Origin of the sequence: Ascidiaceihabitans sp., from assembly GCF_039986515.1 — a bacterium.
GTDB lineage: Bacteria > Pseudomonadota > Alphaproteobacteria > Rhodobacterales > Rhodobacteraceae > Ascidiaceihabitans.
The window spans coordinates 1-26,506 of record NZ_JBDWQO010000011.1; the positions used below are offsets into that span (position 1 = coordinate 1).

Sequence of the window (26,506 nt, forward strand, 5' to 3'; positions counted from 1 at the left end):
TTGTCTGCGTGTCAGCCCACTTGTCAGCGCGATCCGCACCGCGTCAGCCCGGAATTCATCCGTCCGTTTCAATCCCATAGTTCGTCTCCTTTGTTGCAATAAATGCTATCAAAGGAGCGGCATCAAACCGCGACAGGTCCAAAGAAAGTGCGGTATTCCAAGGGGAGACTAGCCGACTGGCTATTTCGCCAATGCCCCGTGGGAAAAGAATACTCGGAGACGGCAATGAATGGTCCTTGATGGTTGCTTGCTTCTACCAATGGGAGGGACAAGTAAAATGCATGTGGACTACCATCAGAGTTAAGCGCCCACCCGATAACCTGCTGAAAAAACAGAACCAGCAATACCTTAATCATCGCTCACACCCGCTTGGTGCGTTTGATACATAAGGCCGAAAATATCCCGGGGGAGTCCGCAGGACGGGGGCAGCGCCCCCCTACAGACCTTGCGCTAATCCAATTGCACTTCGACAGCCTGCGACGCGCCCGAAGCATCAACCACTGAAATACGGCTGAACCCCGCACCCGGGTCGGGCAAAACGACATGGCGCTGTCGCAATCCCGTCATCGCAGGGCGATCGTTCAAAAGAACAGTAAACGGCGCGTGGCCGCCACGCAGTTTCAACGGAATACCGGCCCCTTTCGCCAATCGCGCGCCATCAGGGGGAAAGGTCAAAGTCAAAGCGTCACGCGCAACCTGATCATGACGCCGGCCAAAATATTGCAAGGGCTGTGGCAAACGCGCAGTCGGTAAAATCAAAGCATCAGGGGGGGGCGGCGGCAAAGGGTCAAAACCGGCTTTCAAACGTCCAAAGGCTTCGAACATCACAGGGGCCGCAAGCGCACCACCAAATGCCCCAGGCACAGGCGTACCATCTGGCCGCCCCATCCAAACGCCCACAACATGTTGGCCGTCATACCCGATGGCCCAAGCGTCCCTGTGTCCATAAGAGGTGCCTGTCTTATAAGCCAATCTACCTTTGGAGGCCCCGGGCGGTGGCGCCAACCCACCCAGAATATTGCTGACATACCAGGCAGATCGCGGCGACATGATACGGCCTTCGGGGCGTTTTCCCCCCTCCTGATGTACCAAACTGCGGGCCACGCCGCCCTGTGCGATACCTGCATAAAGCTGGACCAAATCGCGCAGGGACACCCCCATGCCGCCCAGTGCAACAGCCAATCCCGGCGCCGCGTTTGCGGGCAATTGCGGCTCAGCTCCGCTGGCCCGCAAACCCGCCATCAAGCGGCGCGGCCCCATCGCTTGGGTCAGCATAACAGGCGCAATATTAAGCGACAGCTGCAAGGCGCGTCGCGCAGTAATTTCACCACGGAATACGCCATCAAAATTCTGCGGCGCATAGCGATCAAAGGCAATTGGGGCATCATTGAAAATCGTTTCGGGATGCGCCAACCCTTGATCGAAAGCCAGCCCGTAAATCAATGGTTTCAATGTCGACCCCGGTGACCGTTTTGCCCGCGTCATATCCACAAATCCCAACGCCCCGCCCGCGCTTGAATATCGCGGCGCACTGGACGTCGCTAAAATCTCGCCCGTGTGGTGATCCGCAACAACGATCGCCAAGGATACGCCAGCTGCCTGATCTCGCACAGCTGTGCGCGACAGCGCTTCGATCTTGCGCTGCAGATCTGCATCCACCGTCACGTCATGGCGTGACGCCAATGGATCACGCCCGCGCAGATGATCCGCCAAATGAGGGGCCAGTCGAACAAAATCACGCTGGTGGCGCGGCAAATTCTGATCTTCGGCAGCAATTCCCACCCGCTCCAAAACGCGGTCACGTGCGTGCCGCGCAGCTTTTAAATGCCGGTCAGGCCGCCGTGCCTCTGGTGCTTGCGGCAGCGCCACCAACAAAGCGGCTTCCGCTTGCGTCAGTCGCGCAGGTTCTTTTCCGAACCACGCCAAAGCCCCCGCCCGCACCCCTTCGACGGCGCCTCCGTAGGGCGCGTGCAGAAGGTACAACTCTAGTATCTGGTCCTTGGTCAGTCTTCGCTCCAAGGCCCAAGCAACACGCATCTGCCGCAGCTTGCCCGACCAACGCCCTGTGCCGGAATTTTCCAGCAAACGCGCCACTTGCATCGTAAGCGTCGATCCACCCGACACCACACCACCGTTCAAAATCGCCTGACCGGCCGCCCGCGCTACAGCCAAACCATCGACACCACTGTGATGCAAAAACCGTTTGTCCTCATAGGTCAAAAGCATTGCAATAAATGCAGGATCAACCCCGGAAATCGACACAGGCAGGCGGTAGCGCCCGTTTTCGACCGTAAACACACGCAGCAAAGCCCCGTCACGATCACGCACCTCAACAGACGTTTCGGCCAGCGTTTCCGGCAACACTGTTCTGTGGACCCAACTGTCCCAACTGTCCCGCCCCAAGGCGACACAAAAGGCGACAATCGCCAGCAACCACAGCGTCTTTGCCATGGCTTACTTCACCACGCTTATGCGACCTGTTTGCGTCACCGCGCGATATTCGGGCCGGTACATATCTTGCACCAAGGCCGCCGGATGGTGGTAGGTCCCCGGACTGACGGCACGCACGATATAGGCCAGAACAAAAGGATCGCTGCCTTGCTGATCCACTGCTGCCAAAAAGCGGTCGCTGCGGAATTCAGCATGTTGGGTGCGGGCCGGTTTCAACCACTCCATCGCCCCAATGTCGCCCGCACGGATCAAGTTCGGATTGTCGATTTCCAATCCGGCTGGCAGCGGGTCGTCCACAATCAAACGTGCCCCAACGGCTTCAAACGGCGATATCCGCAAGACAACGACACGGCGTTCGCCTGCCTTCATATCACCCGACACAGGCACGCCGTCCAAAGTGAAGTATTCGCGGTTGATCGCATATCCATACCCACCGGCAGGCGGGGCGACATCCGGCACACCGAACGTGGTCATGGTCACATCAATAGGCCGCCCCGACACATTGCGGATCACCCGCGCTGTGGGGGCGCTGTCGGACATTTCCTCGACCACAGTGCCCCGCGCGGGCACATCATCCACCGTCAAGGCAGGCACCGCAACATCACGACTGAGCGCTTGGGCCGCCATAACCACTTGTGCGGCTTCCTGCGTGGACAACGTGCGGTTTGCGCCGCTGACACTTTGCGACAAGGCAACTTGGTTTACGGCTGTGCTGCCCACTTCGGCCGCCAGACGCAAAACACCAGCAGTGTCGCGTAGGTTGGTGCCAAAATCATCACGCCAAACCGGCTTGGATGCACGGGCTTTCAGCAACAATGCACCAGCACGGCCAAACATCGCATCACTGCGCGTCTGATCCCCGTATTGCGCCAAAGCGGCACCCAACTGTGCCGCCGCAAGTGGCGTGCCAAAAGCTGTTGCCTTGGCGTCCGCATAGTAACGCAAATCGCCCATGGCAGCCGCACCTTCGCGGGCCAACACGAACAACGCATAGGCAACGTCTTCGCCGCCCTCATCAAAATCTGGCGAATAGTTTATGCGGTTGCGCAGATTGTCCAAAGCCAGATCAAACGCGAGGTCCGGCACAACATATCCGGCGGCTTTTGCACGGCTAAGGAAATCGGTGACATACGCGTCCAACCAGAAGTAACCGGACCCCGCACGCCACATCCCAAATGCGCCATTGCTGGACTGCCGCGTTAGAATTTGGGCTATCGCACCATCCACGCGGTCCTGCACATCATCGCGGCCCAATGATCCGGCCAAATCACCAGCCGCCAACAAAGGCAGCGCCCCGGACGTCAGCTGTTCGGTGCACCCATAAGGGTAACGGTCCAGCTGTCGCATCAGCCCTGGCACGTCAAACCGCGCCAAAGGACCGGCCGCCAAAGTCGCCCTTGCAGTGCCCGGCATCAACCCTGCAAACACATTGCCATCAAAGGTAAATGCTTCACCCACGCCCAGTGAAAAGCGGCGTGTCGTTGAGATTTCGGGGTCATTGGCCCGCACCCCCAGTGTCAGCGTTTTGGTCAGCTGCACACCATCAGGCGTAACCAACGTCAGGTCGATTGCATAATCGCCTATCAAAGTCGCGGTGACAGGCACCTCTAGTTCAACTGCGCTTTTATCGGCCACGCGCAATTCGGCAGGCACCGCGCCAAGCAACAAACCATCACTGCTTACGTTCAGCGCGACTTGGCCCGCAGCGCCATCTGCATGCACCACTTGCAACAACAGGCGACTGACATCACCGGGCGCCATGAACCGTGGCACGGAAGCCGTCAAAACCATCGGATCGCGTGCCACAACGTCCTGTGTCGCAGCCCCCACACCCGTATCAGACCACGCCACAGCCATCATGCGGATCGTTCCGTTAAAGTCGGGACGCGGGACTGTGAATGTCGCAAAACCATCGCTATCCACAGTAACAGGCCCGCTGAAGGCCGCCATCAGGTCTTCGGTTGGTGGCGGGCTTTCGCGCCGCATCCCGCCAACAGCGTCCCCGCCAGAGCGGACTTGCCCCATGGCACCGTTCAAGCCGTCGATCAGGCGGCCGTAAACGTCGCGCATTTCCACGCCCAGACGCCGCTGGCCAAAGTAGTGGCCGTCGGGGTCCGGCGCATCAAAACCGGTCAGGTTCAGAATGCCCAAATCAACCGAAGCCAATGTCACATAAGCCGTCTCGCCCTGCGTGATCCCATCGACTTTAACGCGCACCTCGGAGGTGCCGGCTTGGCCACTTAGGCCCTGACCTGCATCTACCGAAACGCTAAGCGCTTTTGCCCCCGGCGCGACCTTCGCATAGGCGACGCCCAAAGCACGCGCAGGGTTTTGACCCGCTGCAACATCCATGGGCCGGATGACTGTAGCAGTCACGTAAGCACCAGCGCCCCAGCCTGCCGACACCGTCAACGGCACTGTATTTTCACCCGCTTTGACATCGACTACGCGACGTTCAATCACGCCTCCCGACATAACCGCAATCAATCCTACGCCGTCATAGCGTGGCACCAAACGCAATGTGGCTGTGTCCCCCAGATCATAGCTTTCTGCATCCAGCGACATCTCCAAGCGGTCTGGCGTCGAAGCAGCGTCACCCCCGCCGTACCATCCCGCGTAAAAATCGACGGAAGATGCCGTGTACGCCCCGCCTGACGTTTCCACGACAAGCTCGTATTCGCCCCATTCGGTAGGGGCGGCAACCGTCACCGGATCGATGCCCAGCGTCACAGCGCCAGAGGCAATCTCGGTGCGTTGCACAATCGGTTCCCAGTTCCAATCGCCGTAAAGCTGGTACCACTGGTACCGCGTTCGCACGCGGTTCATGGTCCATTTCGCATCAACAGACCCGCCAACAGACACAAGTTCAAACAAAGCATCCGCGCCTTCGTTCAACACGTCCTCGAACAGCGGCTTTATGCCAATCACAGCACCTTGCAAATCCAATGCGCGGACCATGCGCCGTTCAATCGGACGACCTGAGCCTTCGGTGACACGCACAGCCACTTGCGCTTCGTACAAGGCATGTTCCGGATTGCCGTCAGGCATGCGCAGTTCCATCACCGCACGGCCCAGATCGTCCGTTCGAGAAGGCTCTAAGTAGCGGGTTTGGGTCGAAAGCTGCAAATCATGACGGCCAAATTGATAGCCGGGCCAAGCCTCCAATCTGCGTAAAGCACGCAGGCGCACATCGCCTTCCACCGCCAGATTGCCGCCGGGTGCGCCAAACAAATACCGTGCATCTACAGTCAAAGGAGGGCGATCCCCAAGACGAATAGGGGCGTCGGGCAAGGACAGCTTTGCATCAATGCGTTCGGGCAGGAAGTCTTCAACCAGCACAGTTTGGCTGGCCAGTGCCGCAGCATCTAAATCAGATTTCAAAGACAATCGCCATGTTCCGCGTGGGGCCGTGCCCCCCACTGGCATCTCGAAGACATGCCCCCCCGCCATCGCGTCTGCGCTTAGATGACGACTGTATTCCACACCGTCAGGGCGGGTCAGAATCGCAGTAAGCGGCATGCCAGCAATCGCTTTGACCTGGGCATCACGTAACAATGCGGTGGCAAAAATCGTGTCGCCTGGACGGTAGGCACCGCGATCCGTCGTCAAGAACACGTCCACCGGCGGGGCGGCCGGGCGCCCTGCCACACCGCGATCCGACAGATCAAATGCGGGGTCCGTCAACGGCAAAAACCCGATGTCGTCTTCGCCCATTTGCGCAACAATCAATGCAGGAGCGGACGCGCCCGATCCACGGCTAAGACCGGGTGCAAAAGTCGCAAAACCATCCGCGTCAGTAACCGCTTTGGCCAGCACTGCATTTGCTTTGGAAATCAAAGAAACCTCAACGCCTGCACGCGCTTGCGCATCGCTTAACCCGCGCACCGTCACCGTCAGACCGGTGTTGCCCTGCCATGTCGTCAGCCCCAGATCGGACAGCACAAACCACTGCGTGGCCCCTGCCCCGTCGCTTTCATTTTGCCCCGGAACACGGGCCGTCAGGGTATAGATGCCCGGGGGCATACCGCCCAAAACATCGCCAATTGGCAAACGTGTGGTCATGTCGGCGTTCAGCGTGTTCTGAACATCGGCTGTTCCGCTCCAGACGTTCTGTGCGATGTCTTCGCTAAAGTTGCGTTCTTGCCAACTGGACAGCGGTTTGCCGAAGTATTTTTCCTGAATGGAGCGCAGCAGATTGCGATCACTGACGCGGCGCAATTGCAAGGTAACTTCGTTCAGATTGACCGTCTCAACCGGCAAAGCCGCGTCAGCGCCGCGCGGCAAAACATAGCTGCGCCCGGGAAACCGGACTTGCGGATCGCGATCCCGCACGTAAAGCGCCAAATCCACATCGCGCACCAGTTTTTCGCCTTTCGCATCAGGCAAACCAGCACGGAACGTCACTTGATAACGGGACCCGAATTGCACACCTTCGACACACAACCGGCGACCTTTGGCAGTGACACCAACGTCTCCATCGATGCGGACATAATCACCATATGTGACACCCGATTTTGCCAATTCTTCTGAAAAGACTGCGCAAATCTGTGGCTCTGGGCCACGGTTTTCCACCGTGTGTTCAATGATACGAAAACCGTATTTGTTGATTGCCTTGTCCAACGCTTTTGAGACTTCTTCGCGGGGCTGGATGTCGTAGGCCAAGCGCAACGGCGCAATCATATCTTTGCCGCGGTTGTTGGCTTCATAGGCAAAGGCCAATTGTTGAAGCGCATTCACCTGCGCCCCGGTGCTTGCGGCGCGCAAATAGGCGTTCACGGCCGCAGGGATCGCGTCACGACGCCCCTGACGTTTTGTTTGGTTGGACCCAGCGTTTAAACGTCGGCCAACATAAGCGAACTGCGCCCACAAATCAGACGCATCTGTGAAAGCAATTGCTGCGCCAATCCTGCGATATGCCGATACCCGTTCTGATCCAAAAACCGAACGTGCGGCAGACACCACCGCTTCGGGGCTTTGGCCATTTGTCGGAAAACGATCCCCCATGGACCGCGCAAGTGCTGCCGCCATTTTCAAATCCGACGACCGAACAAACGATAGGTCCGTCAGACGGGCTGCGGCCAGACCTTTGGCTTGCGCTGTTGTTTTGATTTTTTCGGCTGACATCGCCCCGTCATAGGGCTGGCGGTCGGATACGTCGGATTTCGGAAAGCATGCGTTTGACCGGCTGTTGAACGTATAAGCGACACAGGCGCTGTCTGCCGAACATGCGCGGGCACATGCCTGTTGGGTCGTATCAAACAGTGATGCACGGTCAGAGCCATAAAAATCCACATTCGGGGTTACGATGTAGCGTTCGTCCGGCAAAATATCTTGTGCAGAGGCCCCCGTTGCAACGCTGAAAATCAAAATGATAGCCGACAAAAAACGCATAGCACCCTCCGGTAAATACTTGTGTGAAGGGTCGCACAGAGGAAACAGGATTTGCAACGATTCCTGCCTGCTGGTTAAGTCAATCTTCACCTCAACCAGCGAATGTACGCGCAAAGTATTGCGACAAAACGGAGCACCAGATGACTCTGGCCAACAAACTGGCGGAAGAACGACGCGGGCGATTGGCTGCGGAACGTTTGCTGGAATTGAAACAGGCCGAACTTTTTGCTGCAAACCGCAAATTGGGCAAACACGCGCAGGCACTTAGCAATGAAATAGTAGAAACACGGGCCGAAGTCGCAACTGTTCGTGATGAAAACGAACGCGTTAAATCAGACCTGACCGTGGCCAATCAAAAGATCATGATCGCAGAACGGCGGTTATGGCATTCGGTTGAAACGATCACGGACGGTTTTGCCTTTTTCAACGCGGAAAATCTGATGGTTGCCGCCAACAAATCCTATTTGTCGATCTTTGATGGGTTGGAAAACATCAAGCCTGGCGTCAACTATATTACTATTCTACAAGCACTTACAGACGAAGGCATTGTCGACACCGGCGATCTTTCCGTCGATGCCTGGCGCGAAATGATGTCCAATCGCTGGCACGCCCGGGATCCAGAACCTGTCACCATCCGGTTGTGGAACGATCAATACATCAAACTGGTCGATAGACGTGGACAAGGCGGAGACATTGTTTCTCTTGGGCTGAACATCACAGCCGCTGTTCTGAACGAGAATGACTTACATGAAGCGCGCGAAGTGGCAGAAGCCGCAAACCGTGCCAAATCAGCCTTCCTGGCCAACATGAGCCATGAAATCCGCACCCCCATGAATGGTGTCGTCGGCATGTCTGACCTTTTAGTCGAGACTGATTTAAACGAGGAACAGCAGCTGTATGTCGAAACTATCAAAAATTCAGGCGAGGCACTGCTGGTCATCATCAACGACGTTCTCGACTATTCGAAGATCGAAGCAGAACGTCTGGAACTGCACCCAGAGCCCTTTGATTTAGAACGCAGCATCCACGAAATCATCATGTTGCTTCAGCCTTTGGCGCGGGACAAAGGACTGAACCTGCTTCTCGATTACGACTTGTTCTTACCGACCAGTTTCGTCGGCGATCCAGGACGCATTCGACAGGTTTTGACCAACTTGATGGGCAATGCGGTCAAATTCACGGCCTCGGGACATATTTTGGTGCGCGTCATTGGCGTTCCGAATCCTGAAACCGGCAACGCAGACGTCACGATCACCATTGAAGACACAGGTATCGGCATTGCAAATGATATGGTCGGGCATATTTTTGGTGAATTCAATCAGGTCGAAAACGAACGCAACCGGAAGTTCGACGGAACTGGGTTGGGGTTGGCGATTTCACAGCGTTTGATCAAGCTGATGGGCGGCGACATCTGGGTGACCAGCGAAGAAAACGTAGGGTCGTGTTTCGGGGTGCGTCTTACGATGGACACCACGGACGACCAGATGCAAATGGCACCTTTGATCCCCAACGGGCTGCATCATGTGATGGTGGTTGATGACATCGCCGCAAACCGTACGATTTTGGAAAAACAACTAGCACTGTTGGGCCTTACCGTCACAAGCTGCACGAATGGCAAAAACGCATTGTCCCAGCTTGACAGTACAGTGGATTTGATCCTGACCGACCACAATATGCCTGAAATGGACGGTATGGAGTTCGCTGAAGCCATTCGCTCGCGCGGCGACGACACCCCGATTATCTTACTCAGCTCGGACCCCGGGTTTGCCGAAAAGGAACCTGCCCGCAAACATTTGCACGCTTTGATGCAAAAGCCGGTGCCACGTAAGCAACTGTTCGCAAAACTGGAATCGCTTGGCGCAAATCACAGTAAAGAGGTCATACCCCCTGTAGCGGAACAAACGGCGGATGCCACACCTATCGGCTGGTCAGAGGAACTGGCCACGCCCCATGACACCCGAAAAATGCGCATTTTGGCCGCGGAAGACAACAAGACCAACAGGTTGGTGTTTCAAAAGATGGTCAAAGAACTGAACATTGATTTGATGTTTGCGACCGACGGGCTTCAGGCCGTTAAAATGTTTGAAAGCTTCGAGCCGGACCTGATCTTCATGGACATCTCGATGCCAAAAATGGACGGCAAAGAAGCAACCGGCGCCATCCGAAAACTTGAACAAACCACGGGTGGTCACGTGCCGATCGTTGCGCTAACCGCGCACGCCATGGACGGCGACGACCAAGGAATACTGCAAGCCGGTTTGGATCATTATCTGACCAAACCGTTGCGCAAGCCGGAAATCATGGAACGGATTGAAGCCTGCGCGCCCGCGCATGTCACGCCACCCGTGCAGCATCAGGCGCAGGCAGGCTAAGGCCTAGGTTGGGTAAGGGCGGACAAAAACCGGCTTATCTTCTGTGGAAAGATCAGGTTGATAGGCATAGCCACCCGCTTCAAATCCCAAAATATCGTCGGGATGCGTCAGACGGTTCTGCACAACAAAACGCGCCATTGCCCCACGTGCCTTTTTGGCAAAAAAGCTCACAATCTTAGGGCCTTGGCCTTTGTCTTCCATGAAGGCCGGCGTAATCACCCGCAGCTTCAGGGACTTCATCGCAACAGCGCCGAAATACTCTTGGCTTGCGCAATTGATCAAGGTCTCAGTCCCAACAGACGCACCTTGCAGGTTCAAAGCCTTTGACAGATCGTCACCCCAATACTCATACAGATTGGTGCCACGGCGTGTTTTTAGACGACTGCCCATTTCCAGACGATAGGGCTGAATGGCATCCAGTGGCCGCAATACGCCGTAAAGTCCCGACAAAATACGCAGATGCTCTTGCGCCCATGCCATTTCGTCGGAATCCAACGTCTGCGCTTCAAGCCCTTGGTACGTATCACCGGCAAAAGCCAAAGCGGCCGGACGGGTCACATCCACGCTTGGTGCATCTTCAAACGCCTTAAACCGGTCGCGGTTCAATTTCGCCAAATCATCGCTGAGATGCATCAAGTCCTTCAACTTGCCCAACGTCAAATTACGTGCAGTTTTGGTCAATCTGATCGCGTCATCCTGAAAATCAGGTGCCGTCATGGCCACATCACGTTCTTCCCAATCCAGCCTTTTGGCCGGAGAAATAACTACCAACATGTACGTGTCCTTTTGTTTGCTTGTTGCATGATCTAGCCCGCGTCCCGCAAGACGTCCAGAAATGCCGGCCCAAATCTTTGTGAGCGTTTGTCGCCCAACAACCGCTCCAACCCTTGAACATCACCTGGCCGCATTTGCGCGACTTTGGCCAATTGCGACGCAGAACAGCTCAGAGGTTTGTCGATCCCATCAGCACCGCGGGCCAATTGCGACTGCACCTCCAGCAATCTGTCATACACAGTGCCCGCGTCGCGGCCTGCCAGTTTACGCCGGGTGGGGTGCATCATTTCTGCTTCACCGTTGATCACTTCCAGAAATGCGGCCCCATAGCTTTCAAGTTTCTTGGCACCGACACCGCCGACCCGCGCCATATCATCCAGAGTTTTAGGGCGTGTCTCAGCCATCTCTATCAGGGTACGATCGTTGAAAATAATGTAGGCGGGCACTTTGTTGGTTTCTGCAAAACCGCGACGCTTGGCTTTAAGCGCACTCAGCAGCGGCGCATCTTCTTCAGCCACCATTTCCTTGGCCGCAGGGCGACGGTTCTTGCCTGCGGATTTGATGGTATCCCGGCGCAACGAAATTTTTGCCTCATCTCGTAAAATTGGCAACGCGGCATCCGTCATACGAAGTGCACCGTGTCGTTCAGGATCAGGACGCACCAGATCGTGACCCATCATCTGGCGAAACACGGCCTGCCACTGGCGCTTGTCATATTCTTTGCCCACGCCGTAAGTCGGCAAGCTACTATGCCCACGCTGACGGACTTTATCCGTTTCGTTGCCCAGCAATATGTCGATCAGATGCCCCGCACCAAACCATTCATCGGTGCGCAACATCGCCGACAGGGCCTTGCGTACTGCCGTTGTCCCATCGAAGACATCCACAGGTGCATCACATAAATCACACGAGCCACAGGTCACGTCCGTTTCATCAAAATACTTCAACAGCGTTTTGCGGCGACATTCCAACGCTTCGGCCAGCCCCAACAGTGCATTCAAACGCGCATGATCCGCCGCGCGGCGTTCAGGTGGTGCAAGCCCTTCATCGATCTGGGTACGGCGCAATCGAATATCTTCGGGGCCAAACAAAGTCAGTGTTTCTGCCGGTGCCCCATCACGCCCGGCACGACCGATTTCCTGATAATACGCTTCGATAGATTTCGGCAAATCCGCATGCGCAACCCAGCGAATGTCCGGCTTGTCGACCCCCATTCCAAAAGCGACAGTTGCCACAACAATCAGGCCATCTTCTTGCTGAAACCTACGTTCTGCGATCCGTCGGTCATCGGCGTCCATACCACCGTGATAATGCATCGCTGCATGCCCGGCGTCGCGCAGCGCCCCTGCGATACCTTCGGTTTTCGCACGGGTGCCGCAGTATACGATGCCAGATTGCCCTTTTCGTGCCGCTGCAAAATCCAAAATCTGACGACGCGGGCTGTCTTTTGAAGCGAACGCCAAGTGGATATTGGGCCGATCAAATCCACGCAAGAACGCACGTGGCGGGGTGCCATCAAATAGTTTTTGCACGATCTCGACTTGGGTTTCGGCGTCTGCCGTCGCCGTGAATGCCGCCAAGGGCACGTCCAAAGCACGCCGCAATTCGCCAATGCGCAGGTAATCAGGGCGAAAATCATGCCCCCATTGGCTGACGCAATGCGCCTCATCCACTGCGATCAAGGACACACCCACCCGCCGCAACATGTCGCGGGTCCCAGACGAGGCAAGCCGCTCTGGCGCCATGTACAATAACTTCAGGTCGCCACGTTCCAAACCGTCCCAGACCGCGTCAGTTTCTTCTTCGGTGTTGCCAGAGGTCAATGCCCCCGCGCAAACGCCCGCTTCCTGCAACGCCCGCACCTGATCGCGCATCAAAGCGATCAGCGGTGAAATCACCACAGTCACCCCAGACCGCATCAAAGCAGGCAATTGAAAACAAAGGGACTTACCACCACCCGTCGGCATGATGGCCAACACGTTTTCACCGTCCGTTACGGCTTCAACAATCTCTTGTTGGCCAGCGCGGAAGGCATCAAAGCCAAAAACGTCAGAAAGCAGCGTGGCAGCGCTGGTCATCGGGCGGATCCTGTTGGGTTGTCTGCTCTTTTAATGCAGACTCCCACACTACGATTTGGTGAACAAGTCCTAACGCAGCCCGAACAAAACTGGCAGCACGGAAGAACGCAATAAAATCACCGCAAGCAAAGCCACCAGCGGGGCCAGATCAAGCCCACCTGTTGCCGGTAGAAAGCTGCGAATGCGCGCGTACATCGGTTCAAGCAGGCGCGAAATGCCATACCAGATTTGCGAAACGATCGGCTGATGCAGGTTCAGCACCTGAAAGTTGATCAACCAGCTCATAATCACATGCGCGATGATGATAAAATAGGCGACACCCAAAACCAATTGCAGTGCATCGTAAATAATGATCATCCATGATCCTCCGGTTTCCACCAAACAGTTAGGTGTCCCTACATAAAACGGCAACCCTGCCGCAAGGTTAATGCTTGACCCATGCGCCAACACCTCCATTTCGGACTACAAAGGAGCCCGCATGTTTCCCTTCATCCGCTTTTTCAAAGATATCCTGATGGCGCGCCGCTTGCCGCCTTTGGAAAATTTCAACGACACGCATGTCTCACACCACATTTGCTGGCCATGGGACTTGGACATGTTTGCAGAAATGAACAATGGTCGAGTGCTAACGATCTCGGACCTGGGACGCTTCGCACTTGCGCAGCGTGGCGGGTTGATCGCGTTGCTGTTCAGGAAAAAATGGGCGTTGGCCATGGCCGGGGCAACCGTGCGCTACCGCAAACGCATCACTATGTTTCAAAAGTTCACCACCCACAGCCGCGCAGTGTGCTGGGATGACCGGTTCATTTACCTCGAACACGCCATGTTCTTTCCCGATGGAACCTGCGCCAACCACATCCTCTACCGCGCTGCCGTTTTGGAAAACCGCAAGGCCATTGACCCCGCCCGCGTTGCCGAAGGCTTGGGGCGCGATCCCGTTAGCCCGCCCTTTCCCGACTGGATCAAAGCCTGGGTAGAGGCCGACGCCATGCGCCCTTGGCCCCCCATGCAAGCCCCCGCGCAAGGCAGTTAATTCTTGCGCCAACGCCCTGCGCCTGTTCTTAATCCGTTAACAATAAAGACGGGGGCAGGGCATGTCAGAGATTTCACAAAAGAAGCGCATCTGGGGTTGGTATTTTTTCGACTGGGCCAGCCAGCCGTATAACACCTTGATCCTGACGTTTATTTTCGGCCCCTATTTTGCTTTGGTCGCCAGCGATGCGCTGACCGCCGGGGGCATGGACCCCGGCATCGCAAAGGCCAAGGCGCAGGCCTATTGGGGCTACGGGTTAACGGTCACGGGCCTGTCCATCGCGATCCTTGCCCCGATCCTTGGGTCTATTTCGGACAACTCTGGGCGCAAAATGCCGTGGATCTGGCTGTTTTCGATGCTGTATTTCATCGGCTCCATGGGCCTTTGGTTGGCCGCCCCCGGCAGCTTTTCTGTGATCCAGACGCTTGTGTTCTTTGGCATTGGCCTGATTGGCATGGAGTTTGCCACCATCTTTACCAACGCCTACCTGCCCACGCTGGGCAAAAAGGATGATTTGGGCCGCATATCGGGGACGGGGTGGGCCTTTGGGTATGTGGGTGGTGTGGTGTCGTTGCTTGTGATGCTGGGCCTGTTTCAAGCGACAGAAACGGGGAATACGATGTTGGGGTTAAAACCTCTGTTCGGCCTTGATCCGTTAACCAAGGCTGACACCCGCATTGTCGGCCCCATGACGGCGATCTGGTTTGCGGTCTTTATGATCCCGTTCTTTTTATACATGCGCGACGACCCAACGGCAGTGCCTGAAACAAAAGTGTCTGTGATGGACGGGATCCGCGAATTGGGCACAACACTCGCATCCTTGCCGTCGCGCCCGTCCCTGTTTGCTTATCTTGGCTCGTCCATGTTTTACCGTGATGCGTTGAACGGGTTGTATACGTTTGGGGGCATTTACGCACTGGGCGTGCTGGACTGGTCGATCACACAGGTTGGCGTTTTTGGCATTCTGGGTGCGGTCAGCGGCGCAGTGTTCTGCTATATTGCAGGATACATCGACAAGGCCATCGGCCCAAAGCCTGTGATTATCGCCAGCGTCATTGTCCTGATGTTGTCGTCCTTGCTGATCATTTCACTGACGCCCACATCGGTGTTGTGGGTGGCCGTTCCCGAAGGATCCAACCTGCCCAACATCGCGTTTTACATCGCTGGGGCCATGATCGGTGCGGGTGGCGGCGTGGTGCAATCGGCCTCGCGCAACATGATGACACGCCAAGCCCATCCTGACCGCATGACCGAAGCCTTTGGCCTTTATGCGCTGTCGGGCAAAGCCACGTCCTTTATGGCGCCGTTGTTGATCGCGTTGGCCAGTGACATCACGGGGTCCCAGCGTTTGGGGGTCACACCGCTGGTGGCCCTTTTCTTAATTGGTCTGATCCTGTTACTCTGGGTCAAGCCGGACGGAGAAAACGAGTAATGATTAGAATCCGAAACACTCTTGCGATTGTCACCAGCCTTGTGCTGATTGCCTGCGCTGGCAGCTCCGACACCAACATCGACGGCACCCCTGTGAAAGAACCAACCGCCGCCGAATTGCGCGGTTTGGCAAAGTCTGCCTTTGGTGCGAAACGCAGCGCTTCGGCACAGCGTCCAGCCGCTTTTGGCAGCTACGCAAAGGGCTGTGCGGCAGGGTCCGTCCAATTGGCAGAAACCGGTCCCACATGGCAGGCGATGCGCCTGTCACGCAACCGCAACTGGGGCCACCCCGAACTTGTGGACATGGTGCAAAAGCTGTCGCGCAAAGCGGCGGCACAACCCGGATGGAACGGGCTTTATGTGGGTGATTTAAGTCAGCCGCGCGGGGGGCCGATGTTGACAGGCCACCGCAGCCACCAGATCGGGCTGGACGCAGACATCTGGATGCTGCCCGCCAATAACCTGAACCTAAACACTACGGATCGCGAAAATATCTCAAGTATTTCCACACGTCGCGCCAAAGGGGCCTACACCAATTCCAATTGGTCGCCCGCGCATCACGAAATCATCAAAGCCGCCGCCAAAGACAAACGCACCGCCCGCATTTTTGTCTTCCCCGGCGCAAAGGTGAAAATGTGCAACGACGAAAAAGGCGACCGGTCTTGGCTGAATAAAGTGCGCCCGTGGTACGGCCACCACTACCATTTCCATGTGCGCCTGAAATGCCCCAAAGGTGCACGCGGCTGCGTCGATCAAGCAGCCCCACCCAAAGGGGACGGCTGCGCGGATGCACGCCAATGGGTCAAAGACATCTTGAACCCGCCCCCCCCAAAACCACGAGATCCAAACGCAAAGCCGCCCAAACCGCGTCGTGAATTGCGCGTGGCGGACCTTCCGGGTTCATGTTCCGCAGTCTTGGCGTCGGATTAGCGCTGTTTGCGTCCTCTGTGGGGGCGCAAACGCTGGATTTCATGTCTGCGACGTCCATTGACGGAACCGCCAAAACCTTGGGCGGGCTTTCTGCGATTGAAACCGAGGACGGGGTCCATGCCTTAGCTGTTTCCGATCGTGGTTTCTTTTTTGATCTGCACCTGATGCGCGATGCCGCTGGTGAGATTGTAGAAGTTCAGGCAAGCCCCGCCAACATCGCCCCGACACAGCAGGACACCGAAGGGCTGGCGATGACACCGTCCGAAACCTATCTGTCGTTTGAAGGACCCGCACGCATCCGCACATTGGACGGGATGTCCCTGCGCAGGCATCCGGATTTTCGCAAAATGCCATCCAATCGCGCCCTTGAGGCCTTGGCCATCGACGCGGATGGGCGCCTTTACACGCTACAAGAACGCACCGGTACAAATGACGCGCCTTTCCCGCTGTATGTGTTTGATCAAGGCCAATGGACCAAGACCACTGTTATCCCGAAACGCGGACCATTTGTGCCTGTTGGGGCCGATTTCGGGCCAGACGGCTTCCTGTATTTGCTGGAACGTCACTTCACCCCTATCGGGTTTCGTAGCCAAATACGGCGTTTCGATTTGGCGCAGCCAGACTTGGGCGAAAAGCTGTTGCTGACCACCTTTGCGCTGCAACACGACAATCTGGAAGGGATCACGGTCTGGACCGATCCGAATGGTCATATCCGGCTGACACTGGTGTCGGACGACAACTTCCAACCGCTCCAACGCAATCAGGTCGTGGAATACAGGCTAATGGAATGAGGCTTGCATCACAGCGCGTGCAGGCCTAAAGACCGCCCGTCCGCATGGTGCGGGCCGAGTTCTCCGCTACCTTGATAAAACGGGATACATTATGACACGTCTTTCCAGCCTTCTTCCGGGCATTTTCGCCATGGCCGCCATTGTGGTTGCCTCCAACATCCTTGTTCAATTTCTGATCCTTGACGGCCTGCTTACGTGGGGCGCGTTCACCTACCCGCTGGCATTCCTTGTCACCGATGTGATGAACCGCATCTACGGGGTCGCGGCCGCACGTCGCGTCGTGTTTGCAGGGTTCGTGACAGGGATCATCTGTTCGCTGATCGGCAGCCAGATCATGCTGGAATACGGCCCCGCCGTGCCATTTCGTATCGCTGTTGCGTCAGGTGTCGGGTTCCTTTTGGCACAAATGACCGACGTCAGCATCTTCAACCGCTTGCGCACCGGCGCGTGGTGGCGCGCACCTTTGGCATCGACCATCGTGGGGTCGGCGCTGGACACCGCCTTGTTTTTCACCATCGCCTTTTCCGCGTCCGTCACGATCTTTGGCGCCAATGCAGACGGTGCAATCAATTGGGCATGGGAAGCTGTACCCTTCATGATGTCCGGCCCCGAAGCGCCCTTGTGGGTGACGCTGGCCTTTGCCGATTGGCTGGTGAAGCTGGGTGTAGCCCTGTTGGCACTTGTTCCGTTTCGCATCCTGACGGCACGCCTGGCAGCAGCCCGTTAAAGCGGCAGCGGTTTGGGTCCGATCCTTTGGCCAAGACAATTTTTTGCAGAAATGTCTTGGCAGATTTGAAAACCTGTGCGACGATTCAGGTGTCTTAAACAAATGCAAAGGAGGTGATCTAGTGTCGAGAAAGATATTGGAGCGAGGTGTCGGAACAGCTTGGGAGGTCGCCCGCTAAGGCAGCCCATAGCGGTGTGAACCGCTCAAGTGGATCCATCCGGTCTAACCGAGATCCCTCCTGAAACTTTCGAAAGGGCCGCCTACCTTGGGCGGCCCTTTTTCGTCGGGCTACACTTTTTCGTCGGGCCGCAGTTGTTTATAGAAATGTTATGATCCGCATCAACGAAGACATCACCATTCAGGACTGGGAGCTTACGGAAAGCTTTGTACGGTCGTCCGGACCGGGCGGGCAAAATGTGAACAAAGTATCCACGGCAGTAGAGCTGCGCTTTGAAGCATCCACCAGCCCGTCCCTGCCGCCACCCGTAAAAACACGATTGAAACGCCTTGCTGGCAGACGTTGGACCCTAGAGGGTGCATTGATCATTTACTGTGAAGAAACCAGATCACAAGCGCGCAACCGCGATCTGGCCCGCGACCGCCTTGCCGATCTTATTCGCAAGGCTTTGGTCGCCCCCAAACGGCGCATTGCGACCCGTCCGACGCTTGGGTCAAAAAAGCGTCGCCTGAAGGCCAAAAAAGTACGCGGCGAGGTCAAATCGATGCGCGGCAAAGTTGATCCCGACAGCTAGATCCAAATAAACACAAACACCTGCGAGCCCCCCCTTTGAAATCAAACCCCGCACCTCATGAAAGCCAACCATGCGCCCCACTGACCGCACCGGCCTTGCCATTGTCCTGAGCCTTATTGCGCTGACATTGTTTGATGCCATGGGGTTGATTATCAAACACCTGTCTTCGGACTATTCTGCGGCAGAACTTTCTGCGTGGCGCAATCTGTTCGGGTTGGTGCCGTCTTTCCTTGCGTTGTGGACATCCGCTGCGTGGCGCTCATCTGGTCGCGTCTGGAAAATCCGGCAATGGAAGCTGGCATTGATGCGCGGTGTGATCGTGACCGGGGCGCAGCTTTGCTTTTATCTGTCTTTGGGATTGATGGCCTTTGCTACGGCCTCGACGATCACCTACGCCAACGCGTTGTTCATGACGGCGCTTTCCGTGCCTGTGCTGGCTGAAAAAGTCGGTTGGGTCCGCTGGAGCGCTGTAATGATCGGCTTTGCCGGTGTGATTTTGGTCATGCAACCCGGCAGCGATGCATTTTCCGTCACGGCCCTTTTGCCATTGGCCGCCGCAGCCTTGTATGCGCTTGTCGCGATTACAGCGCGGTTGTTCGATGATGATGTCCCCAATCCGCTGGTCAGTGTCTATTCGACCATCGCCTCTACGGTTGGGGCGTTTTTTCTGGCACTTTGGTGGGGCGGCTTCACACCTGTCGCATCCTTTGCAGACATGGGTTGGATCATTGCGATGGGGGCTTTTGGTGGCACAGCGGTGCTGTTTCTGGTCGCGAGTTACCGCATGACGGAACCCAGCAACCTCGCACCGTTCAGCTACTTTGGCATTCCCTTGGCCTTCGTGTTGGGATGGTTGTTCTTCGACGAAGCCCCTTGGGACACCCTGTTTCCGGGGGCCATCCTGATCGCATTGGGTGGGCTGTTGATCGTCTGGCGCGAACGGCGAAACCGGCCTTAAACAACAACCTCTTGCGCCACCTGATCCCCCACACCAAAGACGCGTTTATAACGCGCGATTTCCTCTGCGGGGCCCATGGCCTTCTTGGGGTTGTCCGACAGCTTGACCGTGGCCTTTCCGTTGGCTTGCACCGCTTTGCACACCAGCGAAAATGGGGCCAATGCGTCATCAGGGACCAAGCCGCGAAAGTCGTTGGTCAGCAGCGTGCCCCATCCGAAACTGGTGGCGACGCGGCCTGAAAACTGTGCGTGCAGCTCTTTGATCTTTTCAACATCCAAGCCGTCGGAAAAGATGATGCGCTTGGTTTTCGGGTCTTCACCACGTGCGTTCCACCACTTCAATGCAACCTCGGCCGCTGTGGCTGGATCACCGGAATCGATGCGAATACCAGTCCAACCCGCCAACCAGTCCGGCGCATTGTCCAAAAACCCTTGCGTGCCGTAGGTGTCGGGTAAAATAATGCGCAAGTTGCCTTCATGTTCATCATGCCAATCCGACAAAACGTCATAAGGTGCTTGGAACAACGCAGTATCGTCTTTGGCCAAAGCGGCATACACCATCGGCAGTTCATGCGCATTTGTGCCAATCGCTTCTACTTCGCGGTTCATGGCGATTTTGCAATTTGATGTGCCTGTGAAACTTGTCCCAAGCCCCTCGCGCATCGCTTGCACACACCAATCCTGCCAAAGATACGAATGACGGCGGCGGGTGCCAAAATCCGCTATCGAAAGGTCAGGAACATCGCGCAGGGCTTCAATCTTTTCCCAAACGCGCGTCATGCCACGCGCATAGAGCACTTGCAGTTCGAACTTGCCCATCTGGTCCAGAACGGCACGGCTGCGCAGTTCCATCAGAATGGCCAACGCCGGAATTTCCCACAACATGACTTCATGCCATTTGCCCTCAAACGTCAGCTCGTACTGATCGCCGACGCGTTCAAGGTGGTAGGGCGGCAGGCGCAGGCCCTCAAACCATTCCATAAAATCGGGGCGAAACATCTGCCGCTTGCCATAAAACGTGTTTCCCCGCAGCCATGTGCTTTCGCCGCGGCTTAGAGACAACGATCGCACATGATCCAGTTGTTCGCGCAATTCACCTTCGTCGATCAAATCAGCCAGCGGGATATGCTTGGAGCGGTTGATCAGACTGAAAGTGACAGACGTGTCCGGCTTATTGCGGAAAATACTTTGACACATCAAAAGCTTATAAAAATCTGTGTCGATCAAAGACCGCACAATCGGGTCGATCTTCCACTTATGATTCCAGACGCGGCTTGCGATATCGACCATGGATGGTCCTCCCTGACTTGGGTGATTTAGATCAGTCTGGTCGCGCAGGGGCAAGGGGGTCTTGCGGGGTCAATAGCGCAGCCAAAGCGCTGTGTTGCTGGGTCACATCAGCCAAGGAATAGACGTCCAAGGCGGCAAAGAATGCTTCTTGGGCCTGCTGCAAAGGGGTGCGCAAACCGCAAGCCGGAACGATGCAACAAGATGTCCCTGAACCAAAACATTCCACCACAGGATCATCCGATTTCAGGACGCGCACGACCTGCCCGATGTTGATCTGATCGGCGGGTCGCGCCAGCAACAAGCCCCCACTGCGTCCACGTTCCGACGTCACAAACCCGCCGCGCACAAGAGCCGTCGCAACTTTGGACAGGTGATGCTCTGACAGGTCGTAAATCTTGGCGATGGCAGACGTCGGCAAGCGCTCTGGCGCACGCACGGCGAGGATTACAAGAACCCTCAGGGCGTAGTCGGTGAATTTATCCAATTGCATGCGACATATTTAGCATTTGATTTGCGGAATAAAAGGGGGCAGTTATTGCGCATAAAAAATACGCATTAAAGGAATCGCGCATGTCTATTTCTGATCTTATCCTGTGGCCCGGCACCAAAATCTGTGAAGCATTGGGTGTTGAACCAACATCCGATCAAGGTTTGATCCGTTCCATGTTCAACATGCTGGTTTACCTGATCGTCATATTGTTTGTGATGTGGGCCGTGATGGCCGCGTCGTGATGCAGCGGTTCGACGTGACAGAAGACGACATCGCGCATGTTGTTGATCGCTTCTACACGCGCGTGCGTGCCAATCCCGAACTAGGCCCGATCTTTGCAACCCATGTCACCGATTGGGACCCCCACGAGGCCAAAATCACGCGATTCTGGGCCAACGCAATTCTGGGGTCCGGCATCTATTCAGGAAACCCCATGCGCGTGCATATGGCTGCAGGAAACGTGATGGCAACGCATTTTCCAACGTGGTTGGCTTTGTTTGATAGGGTTTTGAACGAAGAACTGCCCGCAGATATCGCCGCGCAATGGAGTACGCTGGCCCACCGCATTGGGCGCGGTCTCAGCATGGGGTTGGAGCAATTTGGCCACAACGGCCCGCCCAAACTAGGCGTCGCTTAAAGCCACCCCAGCCGCCGTCATCCCATCTATCGCCGCCTGCAAGGATCCATCCAGGTCAATGGCGCGGCACAGGTCCATGCGCACCTCAACTTCAAACCCCAGTTTCGCCGCATCCACCGCTGAGAAGTTCACGCAAAAATCGGTTGCCAATCCGACCATGACCAACTTTTCAAAACCACGGGTGCGTAAATAGCCCTCAAGCCCCGTGGGCGTCGATTTGTCATTTTCGAAGAATGCAGAATAGCTGTCGATCTCGGGATTGAACCCTTTGCGGATAATCAAATCGGCTTTGTCACGGTGCAGTCCCATGTGGAATTGTGCGCCAGGGCTGGCTTGAATACAGTGATCTGGCCACAGAACCTGCGGCCCATAAGGCATCTCAACCACATCATAAGGCCCCTGCCCTGCATGGGACGATGCAAACGACGAATGCCCGGCCGGATGCCAATCCTGCGTTAAGACAACAGCGCCCGCGTCGCCCATAAGCGCGTTGATCCCATCCACAATCTGATCGCCCCCCGCCACGGCCAGCGCGCCACCGGGGCAAAAATCGTTCTGAACATCGATCACAATCAAAGCATGGGACATCGAGATCTCCTTTGTTCTCTCTTTACTGCGCGGCGATCCAATCGGCAATCATTGGAAACACCGTTTGCGCGGCGGCGCGGGATTTGAAAATCCGCGGGTGCGTGAAATCCTCACCATGTCCCGTCGCTGTCCCACAAACTTCAAACCGGGCCCCCAAGGCCGATGCAATCGGCTGACACGCATGAGGTGGCGCAATGTCATGATCGGCAGCCCCGGCCAAAACAAGACTTGGCACCTTTTGGCCACGCACCATAGCCAAAACATCGCGCCTGTCCCGATCAAAAATGCATCCGGCTTTGGTCCAAGAAACCCAATTCGACTTAAGCGTTCCAGCTTCGCTACACGGCCCGATTGGCAAAAAGCGCTTTGGCCAATACCCGATGCACCGCCCCAAACGCTCCATCCCTGCAACGCCGACGCGGCTGCGCCAATCCGGGTTCCGCCATGTGGCTTGGGCCGCAATTATCGTCATCGACCGCAACATCTGTGCGACGTCAGGTTTCAACGCCAAGGCCAGTAAAACCGCCAACCCGCCACCTGAATGGGCCACAAAATGCACAGAGCCGCCGTGCAAAGCCTGTACATGGGCGAAGGCGGTGCACAGTTCATCCATAGCCAAGTCGGTGTAATCAAAACGCTGCACGTGGCCCCAGCCAATGTCGCGGGCGCGCCATTCAATCACATAGGTCGGACACAGCTGCCCGAAAAAATGCGCGATAGGCACACACGTCGATGCATCCGAAAAGGTGCCATGCGTGACAACCACGGGAACGCCGGCCTTTGCTGAACCTCGCACCCGCAGCAAGCGACCCGGACCGCTCCAACCCTCAACATCTTCGTAAAACGTATCATCCATTGCCAAACCGTGACGTGCGCACCACGGTGCGTCAAAGGTTCCCACACGTCACTGCCCCCTTGCGAGCACGTACGCACAAGCGTATCTCCGCGCCCATGTATACAATCGCTGCCCTATACCACTTCACCCGTTTTGATGACCCCGATGGCTTGCGTCCAGCGCTTAAGGCGCTGTGTGTGGACCAGAACGTGAAAGGCACGTTGCTGCTGGCAGGCGAAGGGATCAACGGCACCATCGCAGGCCCGCGTTCCGGCATCGATGCGGTGCTGGCGCACATTCGTGCTTTGCCGGGGTGTGAAGGGCTGGAATGGAAAGAAAGCTTTGCGGACACAGCCCCTTTCGGCAAAATCAAAGTCCGCCTGAAGCGGGAAATTGTGACGATGGGGCAACCCGACGTGGATCCGCAGGCGAAGGTCGGCAACTACGTGGCGCCCGAAGACTGGAATACTTTGATCCAGTCCGAAGACGTCGCCGTGATCGACACCCGCAACGACTACGAAGTGGCCATTGGCACATTTGAAGGCGCAATTGACCCTGAAACCTCCAGCTTTGGAGAGTTTCCAGCATGGTGGGAAGCCAACAAAGAGCGCTTCCACAACAAAAAGATCGCCATGTTTTGCACGGGCGGCATTCGTTGTGAAAAGTCCACGAACTTCCTGTTGGGGCAAGGGGTTGAAAACGTCTACCACTTGAAGGGCGGCATCCTGAAATACCTTGAAGAGGTGCCAGAAGCCGAAAGCACCTGGGACGGCGATTGCTTTGTCTTCGACAACCGGGTGTCGGTTGGGCATGGGTTAAAAGTTGGGCCGCACCAGCTGTGCCACGCCTGCCGCAAACCTTTGTTCCCCGAGGACTTAAAGCGGTCAGAGTTTGTCGTTGGCGTCAGCTGCCACCAGTGCATCAACGTGACATCAGAGGCCGACAAGAACCGTTTCCGCGAACGCCAAAAACAGATCGAACTGGCTCGCAAACGTGGCGGCGAACACCTAGGTTAGGTGCGCCACAGGCGACACCTTACGGATGCCAGCCAGTAAGGCGGGGTTTAGCCCGCCTAGCCCTGCGATTGACCAAAAACCTATCGAAAAAGACCTCTGGTGCGCCGAAACACCAAGCTGGACATCAGAACAACTGCTTCATACGCGAACCAAGCAGTTCGCTGACCCTTTGTGCGCTCAAGAAAGTCACCAAAAGCGACTTCTGTGTCCTCCTTAGAGCACATTTGCATCATAATGAACTCTGTTCGCGATACATCTATTCGTCTCGCCTTTGCACTTACCACCGTGATGAGAAGACTAAGCCCTAGCAGCGTGAAAATCAGCACATCAAACACGGAAAGAGAACCGCTTTCGGGTTTACGGACATAAAGCGCCGCTTCCGTCAGAATGAATAAATTGAACACGATGAAAGACAGCTTTTCATGTGCCTCATACTTGCGCATCCGCGCAAGCAATCTCAGTCTCATGTCACGCCTCCTTCGCCTACTTCATCCAATGGCGAAACGACCCCTTCAGCCATCCTCCCAATCACCGCCACCGCATGTTGCACGGCAATCTGTCCTTCGGCCTTCACTTCATACATGCGCTTGCGCCGCCCACCGCGCACGGCTGTCGCCGCGCCCATGTGGCTGTCCACAAGGCCGCGGTCTTCCAAACGTTCCAACGCGGAATGCAAAGCGCCCAAAGAAAGACGCTCGCCTGTGTGGTCTTCCAGCTTCTCACCGATGCGCGGGCCATAGGCGTCCATGCCGCAGCGCAAGATGGCAAGCATAACTTTAAGCTCTCTGTCAGATAGTTTTACGTGTTGCATATTATCTCCTGATATTCAGAACATAAGGTATGCAACTACAAAAATAATTATGTTCTGAATATCAGATATAACTTCCTAACATATGGCTTGTCGCACCTGTAGACATCCGAACTTGATAGCAAGAGGTGTCCGTTAAGGTTGTAGCGTTTTTTCATAAGCCGGTCACAAATCTACAACAAGATCATGACAATTCTAATTGTTAAGAGCCGCGTAAGACCTGCCTGCTACACCTGCACTTGGGTGAAAATGAGGTGGTGGAAATGACTGCGCAAGCAAATGTCGCACCCATCATCATAAAGAAGAAAAAAGTTGTCAAAGGCGGCGGGCACCATGGTGGGGCCTGGAAAGTCGCTTATGCGGATTTTGTGACCGCGATGATGGCGTTCTTTATGTTGATGTGGCTGTTAAACGCAACGACGGAAAAACAACGCAAGGGAATCGCGGATTACTTTTCGCCGACGATTCCAATCAACCGTATTTCTGGCGGCGGCGACGGCGCCTTTGGCGGACGCAGCGTGTTTTCCGAAGAAACCTTGCCGCAAAATGGTACAGGGGCAAGCGCCCAGCGCCCAACGGAACAAGGCCAAGCCCGCGGAGACTCCGGCATGTCCGAAGAAGGTGGTGAAGCCAATGCCGATGCCGATGCCGATGCCGAGAACCAGGCATTTGAAACAATGGAAGCCTTACTATTGGGGCATGGCGGCGAAAGCGCCGTGATGGAAAACGCTCTTAAACACATAACAACACGCGTCACAGATGAAGGACTGATTATTGAGCTATTCGCCCGAGAAGACAGTTTATTGTTTGAACCGGGCACAGACCAACCCACGTCACTGCTGCGCAGTCTTGCTGTATTAATTGTGGACATGGCCAAAACTGTAACGAATGAAGTGGCTGTTGGCGGCCACGTACCGGCAAAACCCATCGTCATCGCTGAAAACCGCGTGTGGGACATGTCGGCCCAACAGGCCACGGCAATGCGACTACTTCTTGAAGATGTCGGCATGAAAGCTAACCGGATTCAGCGTGTCACGGGCCACGCAGATCGGGAACCTGTCTCTCGTGATCCGATGGCGTTGCGGAACAACCGTTTGGAAATAGTAATGCTGCGCGAATGACCTTTGCGCAGTCTCGAACAAAAAGCGGAATAAA

23 protein-coding genes are annotated in these 26,506 nt (G+C 55.9%); 12 read left to right on the forward strand and 11 right to left on the reverse strand.

All coding sequences use genetic code 11. From position 1 onward, the window contains the following. Window positions 1-450 precede the first annotated feature (450 nt). Complete coding sequence (pbpC, locus tag ABJL60_RS10725) at window positions 451-2,451, reverse strand: penicillin-binding protein 1C (RefSeq protein ID WP_348374326.1); 2,001 nt, start codon at window positions 2,449-2,451, stop codon at window positions 451-453. Between the two features lie 3 nt (window positions 2,452-2,454). Next, window positions 2,455-7,842, reverse strand: coding sequence for an alpha-2-macroglobulin family protein (locus tag ABJL60_RS10730; RefSeq protein WP_348374327.1), 5,388 nt, complete (start codon window positions 7,840-7,842; stop codon window positions 2,455-2,457). Window positions 7,843-7,982: 140 nt separating this feature from the next. Here ABJL60_RS10730 and ABJL60_RS10735 point away from each other — a divergent pair, with 140 nt between their 5' ends. Next, window positions 7,983-10,214, forward strand: a complete 2,232-nt coding sequence (locus ABJL60_RS10735) for a response regulator (protein ID WP_348374328.1) — start codon at window positions 7,983-7,985, stop codon at window positions 10,212-10,214. 3 nt (window positions 10,215-10,217) lie between these two features. On the opposite strand, the gene yaaA is transcribed toward ABJL60_RS10735, so the two are convergent. The 3 genes from yaaA to ABJL60_RS10750 form a co-directional block, all read right to left on the reverse strand. Then, window positions 10,218-10,988 carry a peroxide stress protein YaaA gene (gene yaaA, locus ABJL60_RS10740; RefSeq protein WP_348286442.1) on the reverse strand — a complete coding sequence of 257 codons (771 nt, stop codon included), beginning with the start codon at window positions 10,986-10,988 and terminating at the stop codon, window positions 10,218-10,220. Window positions 10,989-11,020: 32 nt separating this feature from the next. Next, a complete protein-coding gene (recQ, locus tag ABJL60_RS10745) occupies window positions 11,021-13,066 on the reverse strand; it encodes a DNA helicase RecQ (RefSeq protein WP_348374329.1) in 2,046 nt (681 codons plus the stop codon). A 69-nt stretch (window positions 13,067-13,135) separates the two neighbouring features. Then, entirely contained in the window at window positions 13,136-13,423 is a 288-nt protein-coding gene (locus tag ABJL60_RS10750) for a YggT family protein (protein ID WP_108829956.1), read from the reverse strand. A gap of 121 nt (window positions 13,424-13,544) precedes the next feature. On the opposite strand from ABJL60_RS10750, the gene ABJL60_RS10755 reads away from it, so the two are divergent. From ABJL60_RS10755 to ABJL60_RS10785, 7 genes are all read left to right on the forward strand, one after another. Further along, on the forward strand, window positions 13,545-14,099 hold the full coding sequence (locus tag ABJL60_RS10755) for a thioesterase family protein (protein WP_348287832.1): 555 nt from the start codon (window positions 13,545-13,547) through the stop codon (window positions 14,097-14,099). A gap of 61 nt (window positions 14,100-14,160) precedes the next feature. After that, a complete protein-coding gene (locus ABJL60_RS10760; RefSeq protein ID WP_348287834.1) occupies window positions 14,161-15,531 on the forward strand; it encodes an MFS transporter in 1,371 nt (456 codons plus the stop codon). Then, window positions 15,531-16,460: a penicillin-insensitive murein endopeptidase gene (mepA, locus tag ABJL60_RS10765; RefSeq protein ID WP_348374330.1), complete on the forward strand. Its 930-nt coding sequence runs from the start codon at window positions 15,531-15,533 to the stop codon at window positions 16,458-16,460. Before ABJL60_RS10760 ends, mepA begins: the two co-directional genes overlap by 1 nt. Further along, window positions 16,433-17,251, forward strand: coding sequence for an esterase-like activity of phytase family protein (locus tag ABJL60_RS10770; RefSeq protein WP_348374331.1), 819 nt, complete (start codon window positions 16,433-16,435; stop codon window positions 17,249-17,251). Before mepA ends, ABJL60_RS10770 begins: the two co-directional genes overlap by 28 nt. 91 nt (window positions 17,252-17,342) lie before the next feature. Further along, complete coding sequence (locus ABJL60_RS10775; RefSeq protein ID WP_348374332.1) at window positions 17,343-17,978, forward strand: queuosine precursor transporter; 636 nt, start codon at window positions 17,343-17,345, stop codon at window positions 17,976-17,978. A 329-nt stretch (window positions 17,979-18,307) separates the two neighbouring features. After that, window positions 18,308-18,730 carry an alternative ribosome rescue aminoacyl-tRNA hydrolase ArfB gene (gene arfB / locus ABJL60_RS10780; RefSeq protein ID WP_348287841.1) on the forward strand — a complete coding sequence of 141 codons (423 nt, stop codon included), beginning with the start codon at window positions 18,308-18,310 and terminating at the stop codon, window positions 18,728-18,730. A 70-nt stretch (window positions 18,731-18,800) separates the two neighbouring features. After that, window positions 18,801-19,688 (forward strand): DMT family transporter, encoded by an 888-nt coding sequence (locus tag ABJL60_RS10785; protein WP_348287843.1) that lies wholly within the window; start codon window positions 18,801-18,803, stop codon window positions 19,686-19,688. On the opposite strand, the gene pncB is transcribed toward ABJL60_RS10785, so the two are convergent. Both pncB and ABJL60_RS10795 read right to left on the reverse strand, forming a co-directional pair. Then, on the reverse strand, window positions 19,685-20,977 hold the full coding sequence (pncB, locus tag ABJL60_RS10790; RefSeq protein ID WP_348374333.1) for a nicotinate phosphoribosyltransferase: 1,293 nt from the start codon (window positions 20,975-20,977) through the stop codon (window positions 19,685-19,687). The two genes, ABJL60_RS10785 and pncB, sit on opposite strands and share 4 nt — an antisense overlap. Before the next feature lie 31 nt (window positions 20,978-21,008). After that, complete coding sequence (locus ABJL60_RS10795; RefSeq protein WP_348287847.1) at window positions 21,009-21,467, reverse strand: Rrf2 family transcriptional regulator; 459 nt, start codon at window positions 21,465-21,467, stop codon at window positions 21,009-21,011. A gap of 80 nt (window positions 21,468-21,547) precedes the next feature. On the opposite strand from ABJL60_RS10795, the gene ABJL60_RS10800 reads away from it, so the two are divergent. Both ABJL60_RS10800 and ABJL60_RS10805 read left to right on the forward strand, forming a co-directional pair. Beyond that, window positions 21,548-21,709 carry a hypothetical protein gene (locus tag ABJL60_RS10800; RefSeq protein ID WP_348287848.1) on the forward strand — a complete coding sequence of 54 codons (162 nt, stop codon included), beginning with the start codon at window positions 21,548-21,550 and terminating at the stop codon, window positions 21,707-21,709. Then, on the forward strand, window positions 21,709-22,104 hold the full coding sequence (locus ABJL60_RS10805) for a group III truncated hemoglobin (RefSeq protein WP_348374334.1): 396 nt from the start codon (window positions 21,709-21,711) through the stop codon (window positions 22,102-22,104). The genes ABJL60_RS10800 and ABJL60_RS10805 overlap by 1 nt, the downstream gene beginning before the upstream one ends. Here ABJL60_RS10805 and pncA read toward each other — a convergent pair. Together pncA and ABJL60_RS10815 are read right to left on the reverse strand one after the other, a co-directional pair. Next, the gene (gene pncA / locus ABJL60_RS10810; RefSeq protein WP_348374335.1) at window positions 22,090-22,692 is read right to left on the reverse strand and encodes a bifunctional nicotinamidase/pyrazinamidase; all 603 of its coding nucleotides are present in this window, start codon (window positions 22,690-22,692) and stop codon (window positions 22,090-22,092) included. The genes ABJL60_RS10805 and pncA overlap by 15 nt on opposite strands. Before the next feature lie 22 nt (window positions 22,693-22,714). Then, on the reverse strand, window positions 22,715-23,548 hold the full coding sequence (locus ABJL60_RS10815; protein ID WP_348374336.1) for an alpha/beta fold hydrolase: 834 nt from the start codon (window positions 23,546-23,548) through the stop codon (window positions 22,715-22,717). Window positions 23,549-23,643: 95 nt separating this feature from the next. On the opposite strand from ABJL60_RS10815, the gene ABJL60_RS10820 reads away from it, so the two are divergent. Then, a complete protein-coding gene (locus ABJL60_RS10820; RefSeq protein ID WP_348374337.1) occupies window positions 23,644-24,543 on the forward strand; it encodes a rhodanese-related sulfurtransferase in 900 nt (299 codons plus the stop codon). Window positions 24,544-24,623: 80 nt separating this feature from the next. Here ABJL60_RS10820 and ABJL60_RS10825 read toward each other — a convergent pair whose 3' ends face one another. Together ABJL60_RS10825 and ABJL60_RS10830 are read right to left on the reverse strand one after the other, a co-directional pair. Continuing rightward, window positions 24,624-25,010, reverse strand: coding sequence for a hypothetical protein (locus ABJL60_RS10825; RefSeq protein WP_348287858.1), 387 nt, complete (start codon window positions 25,008-25,010; stop codon window positions 24,624-24,626). Beyond that, a complete protein-coding gene (locus ABJL60_RS10830) occupies window positions 25,007-25,354 on the reverse strand; it encodes a helix-turn-helix transcriptional regulator (protein WP_348374338.1) in 348 nt (115 codons plus the stop codon). Before ABJL60_RS10830 ends, ABJL60_RS10825 begins: the two co-directional genes overlap by 4 nt. A gap of 260 nt (window positions 25,355-25,614) precedes the next feature. Here ABJL60_RS10830 and ABJL60_RS10835 point away from each other — a divergent pair, with 260 nt between their 5' ends. Next, window positions 25,615-26,472, forward strand: coding sequence for a flagellar motor protein MotB (locus tag ABJL60_RS10835; RefSeq protein WP_348374339.1), 858 nt, complete (start codon window positions 25,615-25,617; stop codon window positions 26,470-26,472). The last annotated feature ends 34 nt before the right edge of the window (window positions 26,473-26,506 follow it).